The 20,743-nt window shown below is 40.6% G+C and carries 21 protein-coding genes; 7 read left to right on the forward strand and 14 right to left on the reverse strand.

All coding sequences use genetic code 11. The annotated features are described in order from the left end of the window. The 5 genes from ANSO36C_RS32175 to ANSO36C_RS32195 form a co-directional block, all read right to left on the reverse strand. A complete protein-coding gene (locus ANSO36C_RS32175) occupies positions 1-498 on the reverse strand; it encodes a PIN domain-containing protein (RefSeq protein WP_251960869.1) in 498 nt (165 codons plus the stop codon). After that, a complete protein-coding gene (locus ANSO36C_RS32180; RefSeq protein WP_251960870.1) occupies positions 495-785 on the reverse strand; it encodes a hypothetical protein in 291 nt (96 codons plus the stop codon). The genes ANSO36C_RS32175 and ANSO36C_RS32180 overlap by 4 nt, the downstream gene beginning before the upstream one ends. A 201-nt stretch (positions 786-986) precedes the next feature. Continuing rightward, positions 987-1,565, reverse strand: coding sequence for a nuclease (locus tag ANSO36C_RS32185; RefSeq protein WP_251960871.1), 579 nt, complete (start codon positions 1,563-1,565; stop codon positions 987-989). 32 nt (positions 1,566-1,597) lie between these two features. Then, on the reverse strand, positions 1,598-2,455 hold the full coding sequence (locus tag ANSO36C_RS32190) for an ImmA/IrrE family metallo-endopeptidase (RefSeq protein ID WP_251960872.1): 858 nt from the start codon (positions 2,453-2,455) through the stop codon (positions 1,598-1,600). 137 nt (positions 2,456-2,592) lie between these two features. Beyond that, on the reverse strand, positions 2,593-2,808 hold the full coding sequence (locus ANSO36C_RS32195; RefSeq protein ID WP_251960873.1) for a helix-turn-helix domain-containing protein: 216 nt from the start codon (positions 2,806-2,808) through the stop codon (positions 2,593-2,595). 156 nt (positions 2,809-2,964) lie between these two features. Here ANSO36C_RS32195 and ANSO36C_RS32200 point away from each other — a divergent pair, with 156 nt between their 5' ends. After that, complete coding sequence (locus ANSO36C_RS32200; protein WP_196519575.1) at positions 2,965-3,153, forward strand: hypothetical protein; 189 nt, start codon at positions 2,965-2,967, stop codon at positions 3,151-3,153. Between the two features lie 226 nt (positions 3,154-3,379). Further along, on the forward strand, positions 3,380-4,321 hold the full coding sequence (locus ANSO36C_RS32205) for a ThiF family adenylyltransferase (protein ID WP_251960874.1): 942 nt from the start codon (positions 3,380-3,382) through the stop codon (positions 4,319-4,321). Between the two features lie 9 nt (positions 4,322-4,330). Here the strand turns inward: ANSO36C_RS32205 and ANSO36C_RS32210 are convergent, their stop codons facing one another. From ANSO36C_RS32210 to ANSO36C_RS32220, 3 genes are all read right to left on the reverse strand, one after another. Next, a complete protein-coding gene (locus tag ANSO36C_RS32210; protein ID WP_251960875.1) occupies positions 4,331-4,759 on the reverse strand; it encodes a DUF7680 family protein in 429 nt (142 codons plus the stop codon). Position 4,760: 1 nt separating this feature from the next. Then, a complete protein-coding gene (locus ANSO36C_RS32215) occupies positions 4,761-8,018 on the reverse strand; it encodes an ATP-binding protein (RefSeq protein ID WP_251960876.1) in 3,258 nt (1,085 codons plus the stop codon). A 92-nt stretch (positions 8,019-8,110) separates the two neighbouring features. Further along, positions 8,111-8,278 carry a hypothetical protein gene (locus tag ANSO36C_RS32220; RefSeq protein ID WP_251960877.1) on the reverse strand — a complete coding sequence of 56 codons (168 nt, stop codon included), beginning with the start codon at positions 8,276-8,278 and terminating at the stop codon, positions 8,111-8,113. Between the two features lie 175 nt (positions 8,279-8,453). Here ANSO36C_RS32220 and ANSO36C_RS32225 point away from each other — a divergent pair, with 175 nt between their 5' ends. Genes ANSO36C_RS32225 through ANSO36C_RS32240 form a run of 4 tightly spaced genes read left to right on the forward strand, consistent with a single transcriptional unit; the run spans position 8,454 to position 14,388 of the window. Then, on the forward strand, positions 8,454-9,563 hold the full coding sequence (locus ANSO36C_RS32225; protein ID WP_251960878.1) for a tyrosine-type recombinase/integrase: 1,110 nt from the start codon (positions 8,454-8,456) through the stop codon (positions 9,561-9,563). After that, positions 9,563-11,029, forward strand: coding sequence for a tyrosine-type recombinase/integrase (locus ANSO36C_RS32230; RefSeq protein WP_251960879.1), 1,467 nt, complete (start codon positions 9,563-9,565; stop codon positions 11,027-11,029). The genes ANSO36C_RS32225 and ANSO36C_RS32230 overlap by 1 nt, the downstream gene beginning before the upstream one ends. Next, positions 11,022-13,466, forward strand: a complete 2,445-nt coding sequence (locus ANSO36C_RS32235) for a site-specific integrase (RefSeq protein ID WP_251960880.1) — start codon at positions 11,022-11,024, stop codon at positions 13,464-13,466. The genes ANSO36C_RS32230 and ANSO36C_RS32235 overlap by 8 nt, the downstream gene beginning before the upstream one ends. Continuing rightward, positions 13,450-14,388, forward strand: coding sequence for a DUF6262 family protein (locus ANSO36C_RS32240; protein WP_251960881.1), 939 nt, complete (start codon positions 13,450-13,452; stop codon positions 14,386-14,388). The genes ANSO36C_RS32235 and ANSO36C_RS32240 overlap by 17 nt, the downstream gene beginning before the upstream one ends. Here ANSO36C_RS32240 and ANSO36C_RS32245 read toward each other — a convergent pair. The 3 genes from ANSO36C_RS32245 to ANSO36C_RS32255 all read right to left on the reverse strand — a co-directional run bounded on the left by ANSO36C_RS32245 (position 14,377) and on the right by ANSO36C_RS32255 (position 16,127). Continuing rightward, positions 14,377-14,646 carry a WGR domain-containing protein gene (locus ANSO36C_RS32245; protein ID WP_251960882.1) on the reverse strand — a complete coding sequence of 90 codons (270 nt, stop codon included), beginning with the start codon at positions 14,644-14,646 and terminating at the stop codon, positions 14,377-14,379. The genes ANSO36C_RS32240 and ANSO36C_RS32245 overlap by 12 nt on opposite strands. Positions 14,647-14,825: 179 nt before the next feature. Further along, positions 14,826-15,086: an HNH endonuclease gene (locus tag ANSO36C_RS32250; RefSeq protein WP_251960883.1), complete on the reverse strand. Its 261-nt coding sequence runs from the start codon at positions 15,084-15,086 to the stop codon at positions 14,826-14,828. 348 nt (positions 15,087-15,434) lie between these two features. Then, complete coding sequence (locus ANSO36C_RS32255; RefSeq protein ID WP_251960884.1) at positions 15,435-16,127, reverse strand: hypothetical protein; 693 nt, start codon at positions 16,125-16,127, stop codon at positions 15,435-15,437. Between the two features lie 108 nt (positions 16,128-16,235). Between ANSO36C_RS32255 and ANSO36C_RS32260 the strand changes: the two genes are divergently transcribed. Beyond that, positions 16,236-16,394, forward strand: a complete 159-nt coding sequence (locus tag ANSO36C_RS32260; protein WP_251960885.1) for a hypothetical protein — start codon at positions 16,236-16,238, stop codon at positions 16,392-16,394. Between the two features lie 38 nt (positions 16,395-16,432). On the opposite strand, the gene ANSO36C_RS32265 is transcribed toward ANSO36C_RS32260, so the two are convergent. From ANSO36C_RS32265 to ANSO36C_RS32275, 3 genes are all read right to left on the reverse strand, one after another. Further along, complete coding sequence (locus tag ANSO36C_RS32265; RefSeq protein WP_251960886.1) at positions 16,433-17,572, reverse strand: tyrosine-type recombinase/integrase; 1,140 nt, start codon at positions 17,570-17,572, stop codon at positions 16,433-16,435. 333 nt (positions 17,573-17,905) lie between these two features. After that, positions 17,906-19,561, reverse strand: coding sequence for an IS1634 family transposase (locus tag ANSO36C_RS32270; protein WP_251955401.1), 1,656 nt, complete (start codon positions 19,559-19,561; stop codon positions 17,906-17,908). 581 nt (positions 19,562-20,142) lie between these two features. Beyond that, the gene (locus ANSO36C_RS32275; RefSeq protein ID WP_251960887.1) at positions 20,143-20,595 is read right to left on the reverse strand and encodes a helix-turn-helix domain-containing protein; all 453 of its coding nucleotides are present in this window, start codon (positions 20,593-20,595) and stop codon (positions 20,143-20,145) included. Between the last annotated feature and the right edge of the window lie 148 nt (positions 20,596-20,743).

Consider the following 20,743-nt stretch of genomic DNA (forward strand, 5'->3'; position numbering starts at 1 on the left):
TTACCAACCATAAGTCCGAATATTATTAAAATTAATTGTATCAATACCTACTTTTTGCAGATAATTAGCTAATTTGAAATCATCTGTAAGCACTAAATATTTATTTTTTGCTAAAGTCACAATTCCACAGTCAGTCAGCCCATATTTAGTAAAATTATCTAGCTGAACAGCATCTACACTTTCAATATAAAATTCATCTAATGTAGTCATCGCTTGAGCAAAGACAGAGTAACATTGAGAACGTTCTGGTTCACCAATCTGGTTAACCAGACTATTGACTTCAGTCAGCACATTAGGAGTTGTAACAATTTTTGAGAAATACGACAAGATACTCACTAGCAAATCGTAATCTTCTGGTAAAAATTTTTCAGTCCGATTAAATTGTGATATTCGACCTCGATTTACAGTCCCAACAAACCAAAGTAATAAAATATTTGTGTCAATTAAAATTCCTTTTTGCTTGTAAGTTTGAAACAATAAAGTAATATAATCTTTCATACCTCACGAATTTTCATTGATTGTACTTCCCCTGTTTCCGCATCTACGGTAAATATTTTATACTCACGTTCATATTTAGTAGCTAAAGAAATAGCTTCAGGAATAAGTGTTCTTTCACTTTTAGCTACAGGGCGACTAAAACCTAATGTTACATACCAAAACCTTTTATTTTCTGACAATTCTACTTCTTCAAGCAAGATATCATTGATAGAATTACCTATCATATCCTGGATATCTTCAAAATATTTTTTAGCAGCTACAACAGCACCACGCACATCAATTTTCATATATTTTACCTCCTGATTTATAATGACAAAGGCTGACGCGAATACCAGCCATGTAATCCTTTAAAAGGATTTCCCCTATGTTCAAAATTAACTTGCTCGTTTAATACCTGCACAGGCATCATTTTTTCAATGAAAATAGCAGGGCGTTTGGGCGTTGAGTCAGGCATGGAATGTTTATAATACTACAGGTTCATTTAAGCATTATGGATTGAGATAGCTAGAAATGCCATTTTCGTAGGACAAGGGAGAACGATAACCTTCATCAATCATCTGCCCGTGAATGGTATCAGCAACAGACAAACAGAGAATTTTGTTTTTAACAGCTTTGACGAGAATCCCCAAAGTCCCTGTTAATTTAATCCCCCGTTCTTTGGCAAAATTTCTGGCTGCGCCATCATCGGTAGCAAAAACCCAATTACGGTTACGGGCTATAGCCATTGCTTCTGACTCCCCTGCACCAAACCGTTGACTGTATTCCAAGGTTAGCCGTAACTCAACAGCATCATCATTGGGATTAACTTCGTCTGAAGGTGTTTGCAGCCAACCATCATCTAAAGCCTGATTAATCTCTTCTAGTTTCGTTCGATTTTGCAAACGAGCAGATGTGGAAGCGCTGTTAATTCCTGCTTGGATTTCCCGTTGGACAGCTTTACCAACAAAGGCTCTACCAGCGTAGAGCCTTTGGAGGACATAGAAAACCTGTGAAAGAGCAAAATTACTCAGTACAGTGTTATCAAAAATTATTGGCGATGCCTCTGGTTCTGTACTTTTTGACTTCACTATTTTTTCCGTTCAATCTTCACACCAAATAGTTAAGCGTTCTCAATATCGCTTAAAAGTTCTAACTCAGAATTGATACCCAAATTAATAGGAATATCTCTGGACTGTAATTCATTTTTTGCCTCTTCCAAAGTGATTTCTAACAGTTCTGCCAACTTACTCAAGCTTAAATAACCGGAACGATACGCATCAAAGACCATCTCTCTATACTCATTAGGAAATTGACTAAATTTTTCCAAGCGAGGAACAGAACGACCAATTTTAGCAAGCAGTTGTTTTGGCTTTTCTTTAGATAATTTTGGCAAGACATTTTTCTCAATTAAGCCAATTCTTTTATCCCCCATCCGATAAAGCATAGCTTTATAGCTAACCCCAAAATCTAACGCCAAGTGCATAACAATTTCGGCGTTAATATCTCCATCTGACTTTTCTAAATAAGAAGTCAATCGTGGAACTATTGCTTCTTCAGGCATTAATAAATTAGCAGCAAACCATTGAGCAAAGTATTCTTCCGGTCGGCGATAATTTCCACTGGGGTCGCAGGTAATGCCTTTTTGCTGACGATGAATCAAGTGATGGCAATATTCATGTGCCAGCACAAAATTAAGCATATTAGCTGAATAATCTCCAAGGTTTCTTTTCACCAAAATGAAGGAACCAAGGAAAGGTGAAAAAATGAAACATCCTCCTAATTTGGGCGTTACCAGATTCCATGCCATCACCCTGACACCTTCGTTCTCCAAAACGTCCCACATATTTCTAATCGGGCTAGAAATTGGAATCCCCAGTCGGGCACGTTCTTGTGCTGCCATCCACTTGGCTGCTGCTGGAGTAGGCTTAAATACGTTGTATAAAGGCTCACTTGAGTAAGGTTCAGAAAGACGGTTCAACTTTCGAGCTAAATCCCCAAAGTTGCGGTGAAACTGACGAAAGCGCTCAATTTGCTCCTTATCAGGCGATATGTCAACAACTTGGTTGGCACTGAAAAGAATTTGAGTTGGGTCATCCTCCTCAAAATTACTAACCTCTACTGCTCTAGACTCTTCATCAAAAAAAACAGAATACTCTTGCCAACTAAACGGGAAAACCGTTCGAGTTCCAGACTGTCTACCTTGCGTTTGCCACTCTCAATCAAAGACACAGCAGAACGCGGCAGTTCAAGATGCTGTGCCACAGCATCTTGAGAAAGCATTGCCTCAACCCTTGCAAAGCGAATTCGGCGACCTAGTTCTGCGTAATTCATTCTCCTTTGAACCTAATCTTTGTTTGATAATCGAACACCTAACCTAATCTTAGCCCGATTTGGTAATAAAATTACTCTTCCTCTTGTTAGTTTTATGAACACTGTGCTAGCTTGTATCCAGTTAATGTTCGATATTCAAACAAGAAAGGACGGCTTATGTCTGATGAACTGAAAAAACCAGGCGAAATCGCACAACGTTCAGGTCAATACGAGATTACTGGGCCGCGTGGTGGTGGAACGGGAGAGGAACGAACTGTAACAAAAGGTGAACCTCTACCTCCGACACCACAAGCAGGTCAGCTTTACAAACTAGTTGACCCTACCAAGCACAAAGGCTCTAAATAGTCTGTTTTCCGAACCACTTGTTTTTAGGGAGTGCAAAATTTGCTACTCCCCAATGCTCCCATTCCAAAACCACAAGATGAAATTTACAAGGAGTCTCATATGCAGATTGAATCTAAGCAAGACGCAGAATTATTGGCGAAAAAGCCCAAAACAATCACTGTTACTGTCAACGAGCGCCCTGTAACTTTATCCTTCGCCCCAACCCCGACTGTGTGCCGCCAATCCCATGTACGATCGCCACGCACGATTGTTTGGCGATGTCGGGCAAGAAATTTTCGCCAATTTAAAAGTAGGAATCATCGGACTTGGCGGCGGAGGTTCGCTAATTAATGAATGGTTGTCCCACTTGGGAGTAGGGCATATCGTCGCCATCGACTTTGACCGCGTTGAATTAACTAATCGACCGCGAATTGTTGGCACAAATCCTTGGGATGTAATGACTTGGTTAACCAAACAGCCGATTCCGTGGTTGCAAAAACTCGGCAAGCGATTGGCTGCTTATAAAGTCAATGTCGCCCGCCGGGTTGCCAAACAAGCTAATCCCTCCATCCGCTATGATGCGGTTGTGGGAAATATCGTCGATGAAGCGATGTCTACGACGGGCTGCGCCTACGCCCATTTGCTAGTAGATGCCGATTTCTTGTTCTTGGCAGCGGACTCTATGCAAAGCCGTCTAGTTTTCAACGCGCTGGTGCATCAGTACCTGATTCCAGGGATTCAGATTGGTGCTAAGGTTCCTGTTGATAAGCAAACAAGGCAAGTTGAAGATATTTTTACTGCTACTCGACCTGTACTTCCTTATGCTTATGGTGGTTGCCTGCACTGCCATGAATTGATTCCGGCTGGTAGGTTACAACAAGAAGCATTGAGTGAGGAAGAACGGCGAACTCAGCGGTATGTTGAGGATGAAGATATCGCTCAACCCAGCGTCATTGCACTCAATGTTAAGTCTGCCGAGCAAGCTGTGAACGATTTTATGATGATGTTCACAGGACTTTATCAACCAGAAGTCCAACTGTGCCACCAATTAAGGTTTGCGCGAGAACGCAGCATTATCAATGTGGAGCCGCGTGCCAACGATGATTGCTTGGATTGTAGCAGTAGTTATCGCAGTCGTCGTGCCAGGGGCGATCGCTATCGTCTCCCCTGCCGAATGCCAAATGCGTAGCAGTTGCAGCTAATCACCAAGCAATACTCGAATCGCTTTCAAAGCCTGATTACGTTTACCATTGCTAATCTTGGCAAACCAGTAATGCGATTCCTCATAACTCATGGCTCTAATTCCTTGGGCGATATTCGCAATGCGTTCTAATTTAGAAAGCGGTTGCAAAGTCTGAAACAGCAACGCTAAATTTATCCCTGATTCTTCATTCAAAACATAAGGAGTTTGGCGATTGTGGCTTAGGGTTTTGGGGTCATAATTATTCGCCTTCAAAGAATCATAAATTGCCTGTTTTACCTGAATTAAAGCATTACCCTTTAAACGCCCAATTCGCTTGGCAGAAGGACGCTTTTTTTCACCGGCTTTCTTATAAGCACATTGATACAACTCCAGGGCAAAGTTATTATTATCCGTGGGAACTACTCGCAATTGAAACTCTTGCATCTTAGTACGTTACTTTCGCCGTCAAATTCAGCCTGTCAACCGGGTTACGATTCAGTGCCCCTTTGATATTACTGATTTCTGCGCCGTTTGTTTCCACTGGAGATGAAAATTCAAATACTAGCTTCAGTGACACGTCAGCTTTTACATCCGGGCTACTTAGCAAAGTGTTAACAGCCCCCTGAAAACTCTGAAATCCTTTGACTGGGCCTTGGTACTCTAACCTGATAAACTGTTCATTGACAGTAATAGTTGCCGTTTGGTCGATTTGCAAGGGTAGCTTGATCAACATCGGGAAAGCCGTCATCAACTTACGGTAGTCCATTACTTGGCTAACGGAGATTTCCAAAGACTTGATACCCTGGACTTGATTATCTTGGATGCGATCGCTTAATTCATTAAACACCCTATCGAGTGTTCCCTCCAAGTCAAATTCTTCTGGTTTAGCTTTAAACAGAGATAAATCATCCCAGTCATCGGCAATTTTTTCGCTACCGTTAGGTGTGCGGGGTGTACCAGTACCGTAGGTTAAAATGCTTGCTTGGGTTTCCCTCTCCTCTACTTCGCCATTGCCGTAATCAGCTACAATTTTGAAAGTTGTGGTTTTAGCGTAGGCGTAGCCCGCCGTAGGCATCGCTGTTTCATATTCATCACTAGGGCGAAACTCCCCTACAACCAAATTTCCATCCTGATACAGCTTAATCGTCAACGCCCCTGATGCTTTCCACCGTATCCGCACAGGTTTTACCGATTCTGTACTGGACAAGACTTGAGCATTCAGTTCAATTTCTCGCGGTTTCGGTGGTTCCAGAATTCCCCGGCGGTAGAGTTCCATCCTCTCAGAAAATTCTATGGAGTCAGGTAGGGTAATTTTACCGTCATCGGTTTTAATAAACAGCTTTTCTCCCACCTTCATATCCCAACTACCAGTCTGCAAACCTTGGCGGATGGTATCTCGCAGCTTTGAGATTTCGGCATCGACAAATATATTTAAACTCAAGTCTTTGGCGAAAGCTTCTTTTAATGCTTTAGTTGTCCAATGGTTTAACCCAGACAGCCATACCTTCTGCAAAATATAAGCAGGGGCGTAGGATGGTGCGTCATCAGCACGAATTTTCTGACAATCTTTCAGTGCTTTTAAGATGACATCTTGTTGATTATTTTTACCCTTCACATCGCTAGAATCTTGGGCGGGAAGGGTATAGTGCATCAACCCCTTGGGAGCTTTTACTGGGTCATTAGCAGGGTAAAATAAATGGCGGTAGGCATTAGTTAAAGATACTCTTACCCCTAAATCAAGAGAACCTTTTTTATCTTTGAGTTGTTTCTGCTGATTTTCTGATAAATCTTGTAAGCGATTGGGAGAATTTAGAATATTTTGAATCGCCCGAAACTCCCTAGCATTGTCAATTGCTCGGTCTAATTCTTGCCTGTTGGCAACTAAAAATAACAAACGATTTCTAAAAGTACGGAATTTACCCGACTCACCTGTTTCATTAAAAATTTTCTCCACCATTGGCGGTGGCCCTTCGGTAGTTACAGAAATAGTCGCCTCGTTAAAGTCAATTAAACACAGGGCAATACTATCGGACACATCATCCACATCTCCTGGTGATTCCGGTGCAATAACTAACGTCAGTAGTCTATTAGCAAAAATGGCATCGCGGCGACTTCGTAAATCATCCTTCGCCTCGGTAATTCCAACTTGGGCTTTTTCTTCGGCAATAATTTTATTGATTGATGGTTCTTCTTTGAAACGAGCCAGAGTTGTAATCGGATCATTTTCCAAATACCAAGCAACTTCACTCAACCTTTCTAAGGCAGTATCAACAAAGCCAATTTCTAACCCCGGTGTCAACAAAGATAAATTTAATTCGGCGCGACGAATCCCCGCAGATATCCCTTGAGTGATGGAATGCAAAAAAATAGTCCGGGCTACCCAGGTTGAAAAGGGAGGTTTACCAGCAGCTTTCCATTCTGCATCTTGTAACTGAGCGTGTGCCTCTCTACCATCTTTGTTGTAAATGTCTGCTTGGATCGTAATCCGCATCAAAGGACGTTCCAAACGGGCAGTTAAATCGCTGGTGATTTCTTCTTCAATACCAACAGGAATATGGTGAGAATGAATTAGCGGTATCCATGCATTAGTATCGTTCCACAGATAACGGATAACTCTGGCAAATAACCGCAAAGCTCCTCTGGTGCGTTGGAAGTTTGGGATAGAGGCAATCTTTTTAGTCAGCAGATTAAATAATTCTGGGTGGAAAGGATAACTCTGCTCGATACTGTCGGCATAGCGTGCATCTTTGCAACCATCTGGTAAATTAATCCGACTAGCTTTATAACTTTGTAAATATTCTTTTGAAGCATTATTGGCAGCATTAGCTTCAATGCTGCTGAACATCCTCTGTTTAACTATATTGTAAATTTCAATATCAGTGCTGGGTTTAATGATCCGCTCTTGCCTCGCGGTAGCGGAAATGGTTTCCCGGATTTCGGTGGTTTCTTCGCCAAAACTGTCAGTGGAGGAAGCCAGCGTGTAAACAAATACTAAATTATTACAAGATGCTGCTAAATCCATGAGGGCGAATAAAAAAGCAACTACCTGTCCGGCTAAGTTGCTGTTACCAACTAGAGTAGCCTTGGCTTTTCTCAGGTATGAGGCAATTTCGTCGATGATAATGACTGTGGGTTGCCCTTGGATTATCCTTTCTAAAACCACTGTGCCTGGACTGACTCGCTGTTCATCAGAACCTTTAAGCAAGCTATAACCTGCTACACCATTAATTTGATAAGCAATTTCCCCCCAAAGGGTATAAGTGGTAACGCCAGTGTCCGCATGGTAAACACCGTTAACCGGATCGAGGTCTTGGCAAGCGATCGCAGCTGCTTGAATCGGTCGATCTGGAATAAAATTAATGTTGTCAGTAAAACGGTCTAGTCCAGGAATCTCTCGTCCATGTTTGGCAATATGCCACAAAGCAATTTCATCGTGGGTTTTACCACCACCAAAGCTGGTTTCCAGTCGGATAATGGGGGAGCCGACAGCAGCACCTATCAACCGCCCGAAGACTTCCGAGATTAGGGTTTTCAAACCATCGGTAGCAAATGTATTGGCGAAAAAGGCTGTGGGGTCTTGGTAGACTTGGGGCGCTTTCCCTTCCACAACCAGTCGTAGCTTGGCGGCAAATAATTCGGGGGAGAGTTCCCCTGCTAAAATTTCTTCTCTGGGAAGACACGTTTGAAATACTGGCGAAAGCATTGGTATATATCAATAGTTGTTAATTGACAGTTAACTAACAACCGCCAACAGTAGCTTGTTGTTAAATATACAACTTATATTAAGTATAAGTTTTAAAATTCTGATTTCCATAATATTGTAAGTAACAGTATAAGTTGGGCAAAGTCCCCAAAGCGGAGATTTGCGATCGCCTCCGGCGGGCGGGGCGCTCCGCGCCATCGCACTTCATGTACTGCCAGGGTGCGTTCATCAAGGTTCTGTAATGTTTGTGCATCACTCATTTGAACAATGACAATTGACCAGGAGAAATATTGCCTCGTCGGAATCGATGGTAGTAAAGATGACAGCCGCTTTATATAGACAACAACAACCAATTCTACAACGTGGAAAGAACAACAACAACAGCCCTAATTTTTACGTTAAGGTAGAAACAAATTAATTTCCACAACGTAGAAAATGACCAAGGTAGAATGGGCGATATCCCCTCACACAGAGTCACGATTTAGCTGTGTCTTCGACCACCAAACCTGCCTACCCGTAGAGCCAATCCAAAGATTTTTGAACTACTGTAGAAAGCGACAATTAGCACCGAACACAGTAACTACATACGCTTATCGACTGGTAGACTTTTGGCGCTGGCTAGAATCCAAATCTCTCAACTGGTATGAGGTTGGGTTAAATGAATTAGCAGATTTTGTGAATTGGTACTTGCTAGGTGGTGAAGTTGAAGCAATCTCAGAAAATGTTAGAGAAATCGTTGCCAAAAGAAGTCCTCGCACTGTCAATCAAGCAGTCACCGCCATCCAAGAATTCTATACCTATCACACAATTGAAGGCAGGATTGAGGAAAAACATTTCACGAAACTAGCGCAGGGTTGGGGAAAACGAGGAGGCTTTCTTAGAGGAATCGCTAAAAGCAATCCACAAAAGAGCAAACGCATCAAAATAAAAGAACCGAAACTCTTCAGTGGTTGTCTACTAGATGAAGAAGTCGCAACCTTAGCCAACGCCTGCACAACTTATCGAGACAGGTTAATTATCATGCTGCTGCGCTCAACAGGAGTGCGGCGGGGAGAACTGTTAGGATTACACCTAGAGGATGTGAAAGACTTAGATTTCAGCGGACGCATTCGGATTGTACGCAGAGAAGACAATCCTAATCGCGCAATGGCTAAAGGAAGAGAACGAGAAATTCCCATTATTTACCATCGTTCAGCTATTCAAGAGACCTTTCATGCCTACTTACTAGAAGAATATCCGCCTCAAGCCGAAACTTTGGGAGGCGGGATGTTATTCGTCAATTTATCAAGTAAATGGGTAGGGCAAGCGATGTCTTTAGTTCGCTTAAATAAATTATTTGACCAACTCCACAAACGAACAGGAATTAAAGCACATCCCCACTTATTTCGCCATACCTTCGCTACTAGAATGCTGCAAGACAATTATCTTGACCAATATGTACAACAGCTTTTAGGACATCGTTCAATTGCCACAACAAAAGACATTTACAGTCATGTTCTCGATGAAATGACCCTAGACCAATACTTAAGAGAAGAAGAAAATTAATGGCAGAAGCATTTGCACCGCAAGCATTACAGGAGCGAATCGCACTCTCTGAGTTAGGGAAACAGTGGATTAATGATCCTTTGATGAATCAAGATGTTTGGTCACTGTTAGAATTGGGTTATAGCCAAGAAGAATGCCGAATTAATGGACATTATCATCTTTACTTTCACAAGTTTTCACTGCCTTGGTTAAAACGGCTGACTCAACTAACCATTAAAGCCAGCGTTCGAGAGCGATATTCCCTCGGTCGGATTATTCATCGAGTTGGTTGTTTAAACCATTTAGATCGTTTTTTATGTAATTATGGATATACACAACCCCAATCTTTGACAGAATCCCTCCTCCATCAATTTATTAGCGAAATTAATAGCGGTAATCGTCAGAATGCGATTACTTACGCCCTTAATCTTTGGAAAGAAGAAGGGTGGCTGGAAATTACCTTTACGCCCATCAGACTCAAACAAAATCCTCCTAAAATTGAGACAATTCCGGAGGAAGTCCTCTACCAAATCTACGAGAAATTCGATTTATTCCCCCCGACACTTGAAAGACTTTTTCGCTTGCAATTGGTATTAGGCTGCCGCATTGGAGAAATTCTCACTATGCCACGCCATAGCCTGAAACAGGAAGGTGACAAATGGTTCTTACTACGTTGGGTTGAAAAACGCAAACACTGGCGGTTTGTTCAGATTCATCCTTTAGTAGCTGAATTAGTTCAAGAACAGCAGAGATTTCTTGATGCTCAATTTGGGAGAGATTTTGAATTCGATAAACTATTTTGTACCGTTTATACTCATCATCAAAGTATTCCTTGGGCTGATAGAGAACTAGACACAACACTGTTCTATAAACCCCAAACAATTACCAGATTGAGAATTAGTAACTGGCTAATTAATTTTCGAGAAGTAGCAGACTTAAAAGACAAACATGGCAACAGATTTAAACTAACTAGCCACATGTTTCGCCGCACCAAAGCCAGCATTATGGCTCATTGTGAGGTAGAGGATGAATATATCGCCGCCGTACTAGGTCACGGTTCCTTAGATATGCTACCTCATTATCGTCAGCGTTCACTTATCAGGTTAGAAAAAGAAGCTAATCTCAAAGGTTATGTGGATATGTATGGTCGAGTTACTTCTTTTAAACCGAGAAAAACTAGGTATGAAAAATTAGCTAATCTCCTCAAAGTTAGTACACCTCTGGGAGAATGTCATCGTCCAACCATGTTAGGAGATTGTCAACATCGCTATGCCTGTTTAAGTTGTCCTCATCATCGGATAACGCTGTCAGATAAACCCCAGTTAAAAGCTGACGTGAACTGCTTACAGCAAGACCTAATTCAAGCTCAAAAAAACGGACAAGAAAGACGAGTGACTGAGATTACTAACTTATTAGATTTAATCAAAAATCGTTTTGATGGCTTGTCAGAATTACAACATCTTCAAGAGCAGAAAATTAATGGGTAAACGCAAGCATCCACCGATTTCAATTCACCAGACTCTTAATGGGACTTTACAAGTAAATTGGTCAGAGAACTATAGTCATGAGTTCGTTTGTCCTCTTTGTAATCGCGGACGATTGAGCCATTTGGCTTACGATAATAAAACACTTTGTCAAATTCAATTAGGCTGTGAGGTTTGCCACAGATACACTCCCCTCTCCTGCCAACTGAGAAAGTCTGCACCCATCTCAATTCATCAAACGCTTGACGGTACTTTGTCAGTCAATTGGAAGACAGATTATGCTGGCGAGTTTATTTGTCCCAATTGCAATCAGGGAAAAATTAACAATTTTCATCACTCTGAAAAACCAATTTGTAAACTTAGACTCAAATGTGATTCATGCTATCAGATAACCAACTTAACTTGTGAAGTTCCTCAACATCCACCTATCTCAATTCACCAGACCCTTGACGGTACTTTACAAGTCAATTGGAAGACAGATTATGCTGGTGAGTTTATCTGTCCTCAGTGCAATCAGGGACAACTCAACAGATTTTCTTACTCAAAAGGGTCTGTTTGTAAACTGAGATTGGGATGTGATTTTTGTCATCAAGTAACCTACCTAACTGGTCAACTTCAACACTTACCTATTTCCATTCATCAAACTCTTCAAGGAACTCTGTCAGTCAATTGGGCAGAAAAGTATTCTGGAGAATTTATCTGTCCTCAGTGTAATCAGGGACAAATCAGCAAATTTCATTATGCTGATGGGCAAAGTCATCAACTCAAACTAGGATGTAATTCTTGCTACCAGAAAACCCTGCTTTGTTGTCAAGTTCCACCTCAGTTTCACGGTTATCGCCAGCATTTAGTTTGCCCTAATCCCCTGTGCCATCAAATTGGCCCTGATGGACAGAAAGGGTGGATTTACGAGACCTTTCAAACAACTAGCAGCCAGAGTAATTGTCGCTGTTACTTCTGCCACATAAATTTTCACCCTAATGCCACAAGTTATGGCAGTTGGGTTGGGTATCAACAAGAAGAAACTTTATTGAATTTCTGTTTTGATGATGATGTTTGGGATTTTCGCCATTTTATCAAAAACTCACCCGTAAGAATCCTTAACTTTAAGTCAATTAAACCTGAGTGGTTTCGTGTTCTCGTCAAGCAATATCTATATTCTTTACTCAAATCAGGTAGGTACTCAGCTAGTGCAAAACCGATGAATTCTCTGGTGGCTTTGCGTCAGTTTAGTCAAATTTTGAAGCAAAATCATGTCCACCAACTCTCTGATATTAAGCGGGAACTAATCTTAACCTTTCTCGACTTTAACCAAACTAACTGTAATCGAACGATTCGAGAAAAGCTATATATCCTCAAAGATTTTTTTGATTTTTTAGGATTAGAATCTCAAAACTTAGTTCGTCATCGAGATATTCCTAAACAGACAATTCAGGACGTGGATTGGTTGGATGAAATCACCCGTCAAGGGATTAAACAGCATCTTGAGAAAATCCCTGCTGCTGTTGCTCGTCACTACTTAGTGCAAGAATATACGGCTGCTCGTCCAGGAGATATTTGTCAGATGGCTTTTGATTGTTTAGTTGAAGAAAATGCTCAATGGTATATCAAGTTTTATCAGCATAAGGTAGAACGATGGCATAGACTACCTGCCTCTCGTGAGATTAGACAAGTCATTGAACAACAACAGCAATGGATTAGAAAAACCTTTGCCTCAAATTACCCTTATCTGTTTTGTCATTTTAGAAGTATTAAACAGAGTTCTTACCCATCGTTTTCTAGTCTTAAACCATTGCCCAAACCCCCTCAAGTAACAGCAAATGAAAACCCAATGGTTCGCCTCATTCGTCTGTTGATAGAGCGAGAAGACATTCGTGATAGCAATGGTACTAGACCCTACTTTACAGGTAAGATTACCCGCGCTAGTCGCCTCCAAGAAGTGAGGGCTAAACACGGAATGGAAGCCGCTCAACTCTATGCTGACCACCTCAGTAGTGAAACGACATTTCAGCACTATGCGCCTCCCACTAGGGAGCAAGTAGCGGCAGTAGATTTACCTTTTCAGGAACTGCTGCTGAATTCGCAAAACCGCTTCCTTCCCTGGCAAACCTTACCTGAAAGCCTTCTCAACAACCCGAAAGCCTACGAACTCGACCTGGAAATTTCACCTCGTTTGGCGGTTTATGGTCACTGCACCCTTGACCCCAAAACAAACTGTATCTACAACCTTTATCCCAAATGTTACGGCTGTGGTAGTTTCCGCCCCAGTACGAGCAAATTACCCCTTTATGAACGGCAATATGCTGGAGAACACAAACGCATGGAGTCAGCGAAACAAGCTGGGGCAGCCCTGGCCTATGAAGAATCCAAGGCTACCCTAGAAGCAATGGATAAATGGCTATTAGATTTGAGGAAAGTTGCTAATGGCGAAGCAACCTAATCGAGAAAAACAGACTGCTGTCCTTCTCTCAGCCCAACAAAAGCGAAAAGAGCACAAACGTGAACAAGTGTTTCGCGCTATCGAAGATATTCAAAAAAGCGGGAAACCCTTGACCTTTCCTAACATTGCTCAAGTCGCTGGCTGTTCCATTTCTTACCTCTACAAATGGACAGAATTAACTGAATACATTCATGATTTACAGTCGCAAAAAACACAGCAACTCAACTCATTAGAGTCGAAGCAACCTGGGCCTCATAGCCTCAAAACTCTAAGCGAAGTATTCAAGCAACGGATTCGAGAACTGTCAGATGAAAATAGAGAATTAAAGCGACAGAATCAGAACTTGAGGGGTCATGTTGCTGAAATCTTCGAGTTGAAGTCCGAATGTGAACGTCTGCGAACACAAATTAAGCAGTTGACCACACCTGAGTCATCCCCAAAAGTTGTTTCTCTGAACTCGGTTCCTAAGAAGTCTGATAATGGCGAACTCAAGAATATATCTCAAGAAATTACTCATTTAATTACCGAAATGGGCATCAAAATTGGCGTTAGATTAAAACAGGAAATAGCCAAACACGATCTTACTAGGGTAAAGTTGGCAATATCCGCTTTCCAGCAGTACCGGAGCCATAACAGTATCGAGAATCCCGGCGCTTGCTTGTTGGCAATGATTCGTGATGAAGCTGAACCTAATGTTCCTCTCAAAGCGATGACTCCTCTTGATGATGAGTTTGAACGTTGGTATCGTCAGGCTATTGAGAGTGGTTTCTGTCAGGATGTTCCGAAAAAATATTTACCCATACAACAAGGAGAAATTCAGGTTAGAGTAAACAATGATAAATTTTCATCAGGTTATGAACTACTATCCTGGCAAATAGCTAAAGCGAAAATGGAATTAGATGAGGATTTATCAATATCTTGACTCAGGGCCAACTCTTTTATACCCTCGCTTTTCCCTTCGCTCTTGCAGCTTGTAGTAAGTTATTAACGCGGCTTGATAATCAGGGCAATCTAAATCTTTTGACTTGCCGAATCCTCGATAGATGGCACTGCCCCAAGTTTTAGTGATCGTCCACTCTCCAAATAAGTTTTGACAAAGGGTTAAGGTGTAGAATCGCGTATCTCTTTGCCACTTTGATTGAAGCCATTTGTCAAGTTCGTAGGCAATTTTTACAGTCATCTCAACCACGTTTTTGCTTCGCCGGGAGCAAGAATCTATCAACACAATGATTTTAATAATTAGGCACTGAAAAGTGCGGTACTAAGTCAAAAATATCAGTTACATTTTGTAAATTTTTCTGCTTTGTTAAAGGGGGAGTTATCATGGGTTACGTTGTAGAATAATTTTACAAAAGCCAGTCACATCAAGGTTTCTACGACGTGGATTCTACATAAGCCACTACATAACGGGGCAAGATTTTCTAAGCGATTGTCAGAAGGATCAAAATTAAAGTGGTGTACCTGAAGTGTATAGACTCGGCGCTGGGATAAAGTTAGCTCTGGTGGCTTTTGTCCAGGACGCAGGCAAACGCGATTGCATCTAGTACAGCGCCAATCAAAAGATTCTTTGATAGAGGTGGCGATTTCTTTCCAATTTTGGGGATAGCGGCTGGTACTCATGAAAATACTTGAGAGAGCAACAACATGAGGTAATTCTAATCGATTAAGTACTCTTAAGTAGTATTTGTGGCACGGAAACGTGTTTAGAGCTTTGATGAGTATAGTACAGACAGCTTTTATACCAACAATAGAATCAGGACTAAAAGTGATTGAGAAGTGGTGAGGCAGAAAGCGATCGCCTAACTATCTCCTAAGTACAAAAGAATATTTATTACGCTTTCAATAATATTAATATTTAAAGCTGCTATTTTTTTGAGCAAAAAAATTCTAGCACTCGTGAGAGAAATTAAACTGGTGTTATGCCAAAAATCAACAAGTGTGTAGGCGTATTTAAAATTAATAAAAATACTAACTTGCCGGATGATATAATCCCGTATTTTCGTTAAATTCCCACCCCATACCCGATTTATCTTTGCCCTTGCACCATGCCACAAAAAGCGGTGGGTGCAGCTTAGTTCGCTGTTCGCGTACAGTTTCTTGACTTACACCAAGTCTCTTGGCTAAACCTTCTTCCGATAATGGTTGGATTCGGGGAGTATGCCCTTGGAAGGATGAATTGTTGTTGTACGATTTATTGCCCCGCCTCGGTTGGTTGTTGAGATGATTTTGAATTTTAATAATCGCCTCGGTAAACTGTGTCATTCGGCCTGTTATCCCCTCAATTTTTTCTTCTAAATCGGCGAGATTATGGATTGCTGGGGTTTGGTTGCTATTAGATTCACTTGAAAACTGTGACTCCAGCTTATCAAGTCGTGAGTAAATAGCTAATATCGTTTCATTCGTAAGACTGGGGTGACTATTGTTACCAGCAACCAAGTACTCCTCAACACTTGCCTTAATCCTAGAGTCGAGGCGTTTATCTAAATCATTGCCACCAATTGCATCAAGGTTATCTAGATCATCTAGGTAGAGTTCGATAAATTGGGTCAGCGTGGCTGTTGCCGTCGTCCCTTTCGACTTACAACGGGCGATAAACTGCTCCCACATCTTTTGGTCGCAGTTAAAAGATGCCAGTTTCTTGTTTTTCCCTGTTTGGCTCATGTCTAGGTAATGTCTAGGTAAATCTGGACTGTCTGCGACTGAGTGAGCGTGTCATCCATCTTGATAACTACCTTGACACTATCATTTTGGAGCGCATGAGTGCGCCCGATGAATTGCGATGGTCTCCGACCGACCGGAGGTCATCGCCTCTACCAAAAAGCAGTCAGATTACTACTGTCTGGTCTGCAACAGTTAGTTAGCCACTGTTGGAGTTGTTCAGGAGTCGTTGGCGCACAATTTGAGCAAAGCCTGTTATCGCTTTTGTAGCCAAATCAGGGAGGTGACTTCCTGGCTTACGCATCCACCTAGTCAATCATATCTGCCAATAAATTTGTCATCTCTGACTGACCTTTTTTACGGTTATCGTCATACTGGATCAGCACATCCAGCTTGACATGACGGCTGACTTTTTGCGTCTTTCGCACATCTCCTTCTGTTGCTTCCAAAAGAGTTGTAATCCCACTATGGCGGATGCGGTGCGGTGACATTAACTTTTTCACACCAGCTGCATCAAAATAATTGACAACAATTTTGCGGATGCCGTCCCCAGTGAGGCGATGCCCTTTGCTGCGGTTATCAAGGGCGATAAATAAGGGTGAGGAGGCGGTGATATTGCCCCGGACTTGCAACCAATCACAGATAGCATTAACTGTTGCTACTGACAGTTTTACCCATTCATCATTCGTACCTTGCCCTTTTCCCAAAATTCGCAACCTGCTTTCGTGTGGGTCGAAGTCTTTAATATTTAATTGACTCACCTCATTACGTCGCAGTAAATTTTCCCACAACAGCCGCAACAGCGCATAATCTCTTTGACCGTGAACAGTTGAGCGCTCAATTAGCTGGATTACACTGTTGATGCTTTGAGCATCTACCCCGGTAGTATCTCGATACGCTTTTACCTTTTCCAACTCTACATTTAAGAGCGTGTAGCTGCACACACCTAACTTGCGGGCAAACTTCACCAACGATTTAATGCTGCTGAGGCGACGGTTGACCGTTGCTTCCTTCAACCCAATAGCCAGTAGCTTGGCCTTATATTTCAACACCACCGCCACCGCCCGTTTCTCGGTCAGGTGCAAAAACTCCAACACGCTGTCAGAATTCGGCTCAATACCAGTCATCGCCACAAAGAATTTCCGCAAATCTTTCTGGTATTCGCGCCGGGTACTGGGTGCGCGGATATTGGCGAGCATCAAAGCAATGACATCCCGTTCATCCTCCGTTGCGACAAAATACCGCTCAATTGGAGCTGAAAGAGATTTTTTTAATGACTCTACCGCATCATCAAATCCGGTATCATCGTTTGCTTTTGGGGATGCACGCCAAGGGAAATATGGAGTATCAGACATAGCATTGAGCGCGAAAATGGGTGTTTTCGATATCAAACCTATTCTCTCTCGATTTGCCCGACTACACTCACTTTGGCGCGATAAATCTTCCATTAGACCTTAACAACCCACATTCCGCACCCCCAGTGTCACTATCGGTTATTACGGAGGTAAATTCATGAAAAAAGAATAAAAAAATACATTTATCTATAAAAAAACAAATTTTAGATAGGAAAGTTGATTCAGATGTATTCTCAATAAGAAGCAATAAATAATGAGGGTGGTTTCTAGAACAATAAATAATATAATTTTATGTTTCAACGATTAAGACTTTATCATAACTTATATTTCTCCAGAAATAAACTTAAAAACAGCATTAGAAATTAAGCTCATTAATTTTATTAATGAGTCAAATGATATGATTAAAGTATTAATAATATTGATAAATCAACTTATATATCTGTAGTAATTACGGCAAGCTTCGGGGAGGAATAAGAGAATGTACTTCATCTCAGATGTCAAATTATAAAAGTCTGTTTTTTGTTGAAAAGTAACAAGATGAACTGATTGAAAACATTGAAATATCCACCGCATAGTTGGATTGTTGATGGCTTTGCCCAATTGATTTTTTACAGTATAGTTTAAGGATTTTAAAGCTGCTCTAATTTCTCTTTGTGCTAGAGTATAGACTAGCAGACATAACCCCATTATCATTGCCAATGCTTCTATTCTTTCTGGGCTTTTCAGAAAAATACTATCTGCTAAAAATAAAGGATTTTTGAGAAAACTAAATCCTCTCTCACATGATTGTTGTGCTTTATATTCGGACAGCATTTTCTCACTACTCAGTTCAGTTTCTGACAAAACATTTGTCGCAATTATAAACCTTCCTGCACTTAATATTTCTTGGTCAATAACATCTTTATTTTCACTAACAGTTGCTAAGATTTGATAGTATTTTGATTGATTTTCTTCTTTGACGTTAGGATCTTTTTCGATAACTTCGATATTTTCTACTTGATGATATTTAAATTCTTTACTTATTTTGGTTAATTCCTTTCTAGCATCAGCAGCACAAGCAAATTTTTCTTGCGATAGGTTTTTTAACTTAGTTTGAGTATTAGTCAAAGCTTTTTCTATTTTCTTTGATAATTTCTTTAAGTCAGATTTTTTTCTATCTTGGCTTTGTACGATTAACCATCTTTGTTCTATATCTCCATAAGTTATTTTCTTTTCGGCATAAGAATATCCTACTTTTTCACTTTTAACAAATTCCGATTCTGCTAAACTCATCACTAAGTTTTTTGCTGATTTTATCGTCAAGGGTACTCTGGTTAACCATTTGAGACTCGACATTAACTTGATATTTGATTCTGTATATAATGCGCTATCTGCTACTATTAAACTATCAACTTGTATTCTTTTCTGATATTCAACTGCTATTTCTCCAAACTTTTTAGAATCAACTTCATTCCCTGATACTGCTTTTATATATATTGGTATATCTCCATCTCCTGAACATACTAATTGTGTAATAAATTGTTTTAAATCTGGACGATGATCTCTTGAATAACCGTAGGTCAGCTTTATCGCTTGAGGTGATTGACTCTCTTTATTTTCTTTTTCTAATGAACCTGATTCTTTTTGATTTTCAAATATCACTGATGGTAAACTATTTTCATATTCTCCATCTACATGAAATGATGTTGAATCCAAGTGTGATGATGAGAGTGATATCTGATATATTTCTACTGCATTTAAACTGACGGCTAAAAATACTGTATCTAGTCCTTTTATAAATAATTTATCTAATACTCTCCCCAATTTATCATCATTGAGATATTCTGCTTTTACTCCTACACCAATTAAATGTTCACAAGCAATTAATTCAAAGAATTTTGGAAACATATATAACGGCTGTGACATCATACTTAAGCCGTTTAAAATCATCGCCTTTACTACCTGACCTGCACTAACTTTTTCTCCTGGCTCTGACCCTAGTAAATTATTAATTATTTCTACAATCCCAATTGAATCTACTATTCCTGCTACTATCCCTAAATGGTCAATCTTCTTCAATTCAAGGTCTTTGGTACTAAACATGGCAACAGAAACTCCATCAAAGTATCTGTTGAAATTTTCTCATTTTTCTGTTGATTCAAACCGGTTTTTTGTCTTTTTATAGTCAATGATTTTGAACCAAGTTTTCCATCAAAATAACCTAAGAACCAAAATTTTGTACAAAGTCCAAGTTTTTTGACTATATATCTAAGTTAATAGTAATAATTCCTATTTAGAGCCAATAAATTCTAGTCAATTCTCCCACTAATTAGTTCCTATGTACTAAATACATCCGTTTCCTTGGGGTGTCACAGTTGTGGGTGCGGAATGTGGGTAACAATCGAAATGTTGCTAAATATACTGCTGTGGTATTGGTGCTATTCGCTTGTTACCCAACACTTGACTATACTACGTTATGTATTCTGGCTGAATTATGATAGATGCAAAAATTAAACCATCCCAGTGGTTGGAATGGTTTAAGGGAATTATCAATTTTTCTTCCTGCTCCTTTTGCTTATAGGAGGCGACCAATTGTTGTTGGCGACAATTCCGGCAACTTGGTTGTTATTTTGGCGTAATGAAAAGATAGGATTGCCCGTTAGCTTGATTTGAGCTTGATGCTATTAGGGTTGCGCTTCCAAGATCCGACCTATACTTCTTGGCGAGAGTGCTGGCAACCCCCTGCGAGTAGCTTCTTCAGCAACTTGCATATGGTAATGGTGCTTTGAACGACTGGGTTTTCGGTTCTTGCTCCATTCGCTGATTTCGACAATTTTGCTCGCCTCTGCGCTCTTACACTTCTTTGGTCTGCCTGCGTTCACACCTAATACATCATTTACCTTTGCGATCGCATCTTCCAAGGTTTCCGATGTTATGGTACTTGATGTCCACTTTTTCTTCCAGTTTGTTACTGTTTGCTTGGCTATACCAAGTTTTTTTACTATATTTTTATGATTTTCCCCACGATTAAGTTCTAGCAGGATGTTTGCTCTCTTGATCATTTCATCGCTGCCGGTGGCTGCTATATCCTCTAATACTTGCTTTTCAATAGGATTCAATACTTGAATATGAGGCATTTTAGTATTTACCCCGCTTAAACCTACAATTTTGCCAAATCGAATGAAGCCTGATATACTTTTTTTGTAGAGTTCATTTTTCCTAAAGATTCACTCAAAGCCCTGCTGCAAACAGGGCTTTGAGGAAAAAGCAAGCCCACCTGTTACT

It is taken from the genome of Nostoc cf. commune SO-36, from assembly GCF_023734775.1.
GTDB lineage: Bacteria > Cyanobacteriota > Cyanobacteriia > Cyanobacteriales > Nostocaceae > Nostoc > Nostoc commune_A.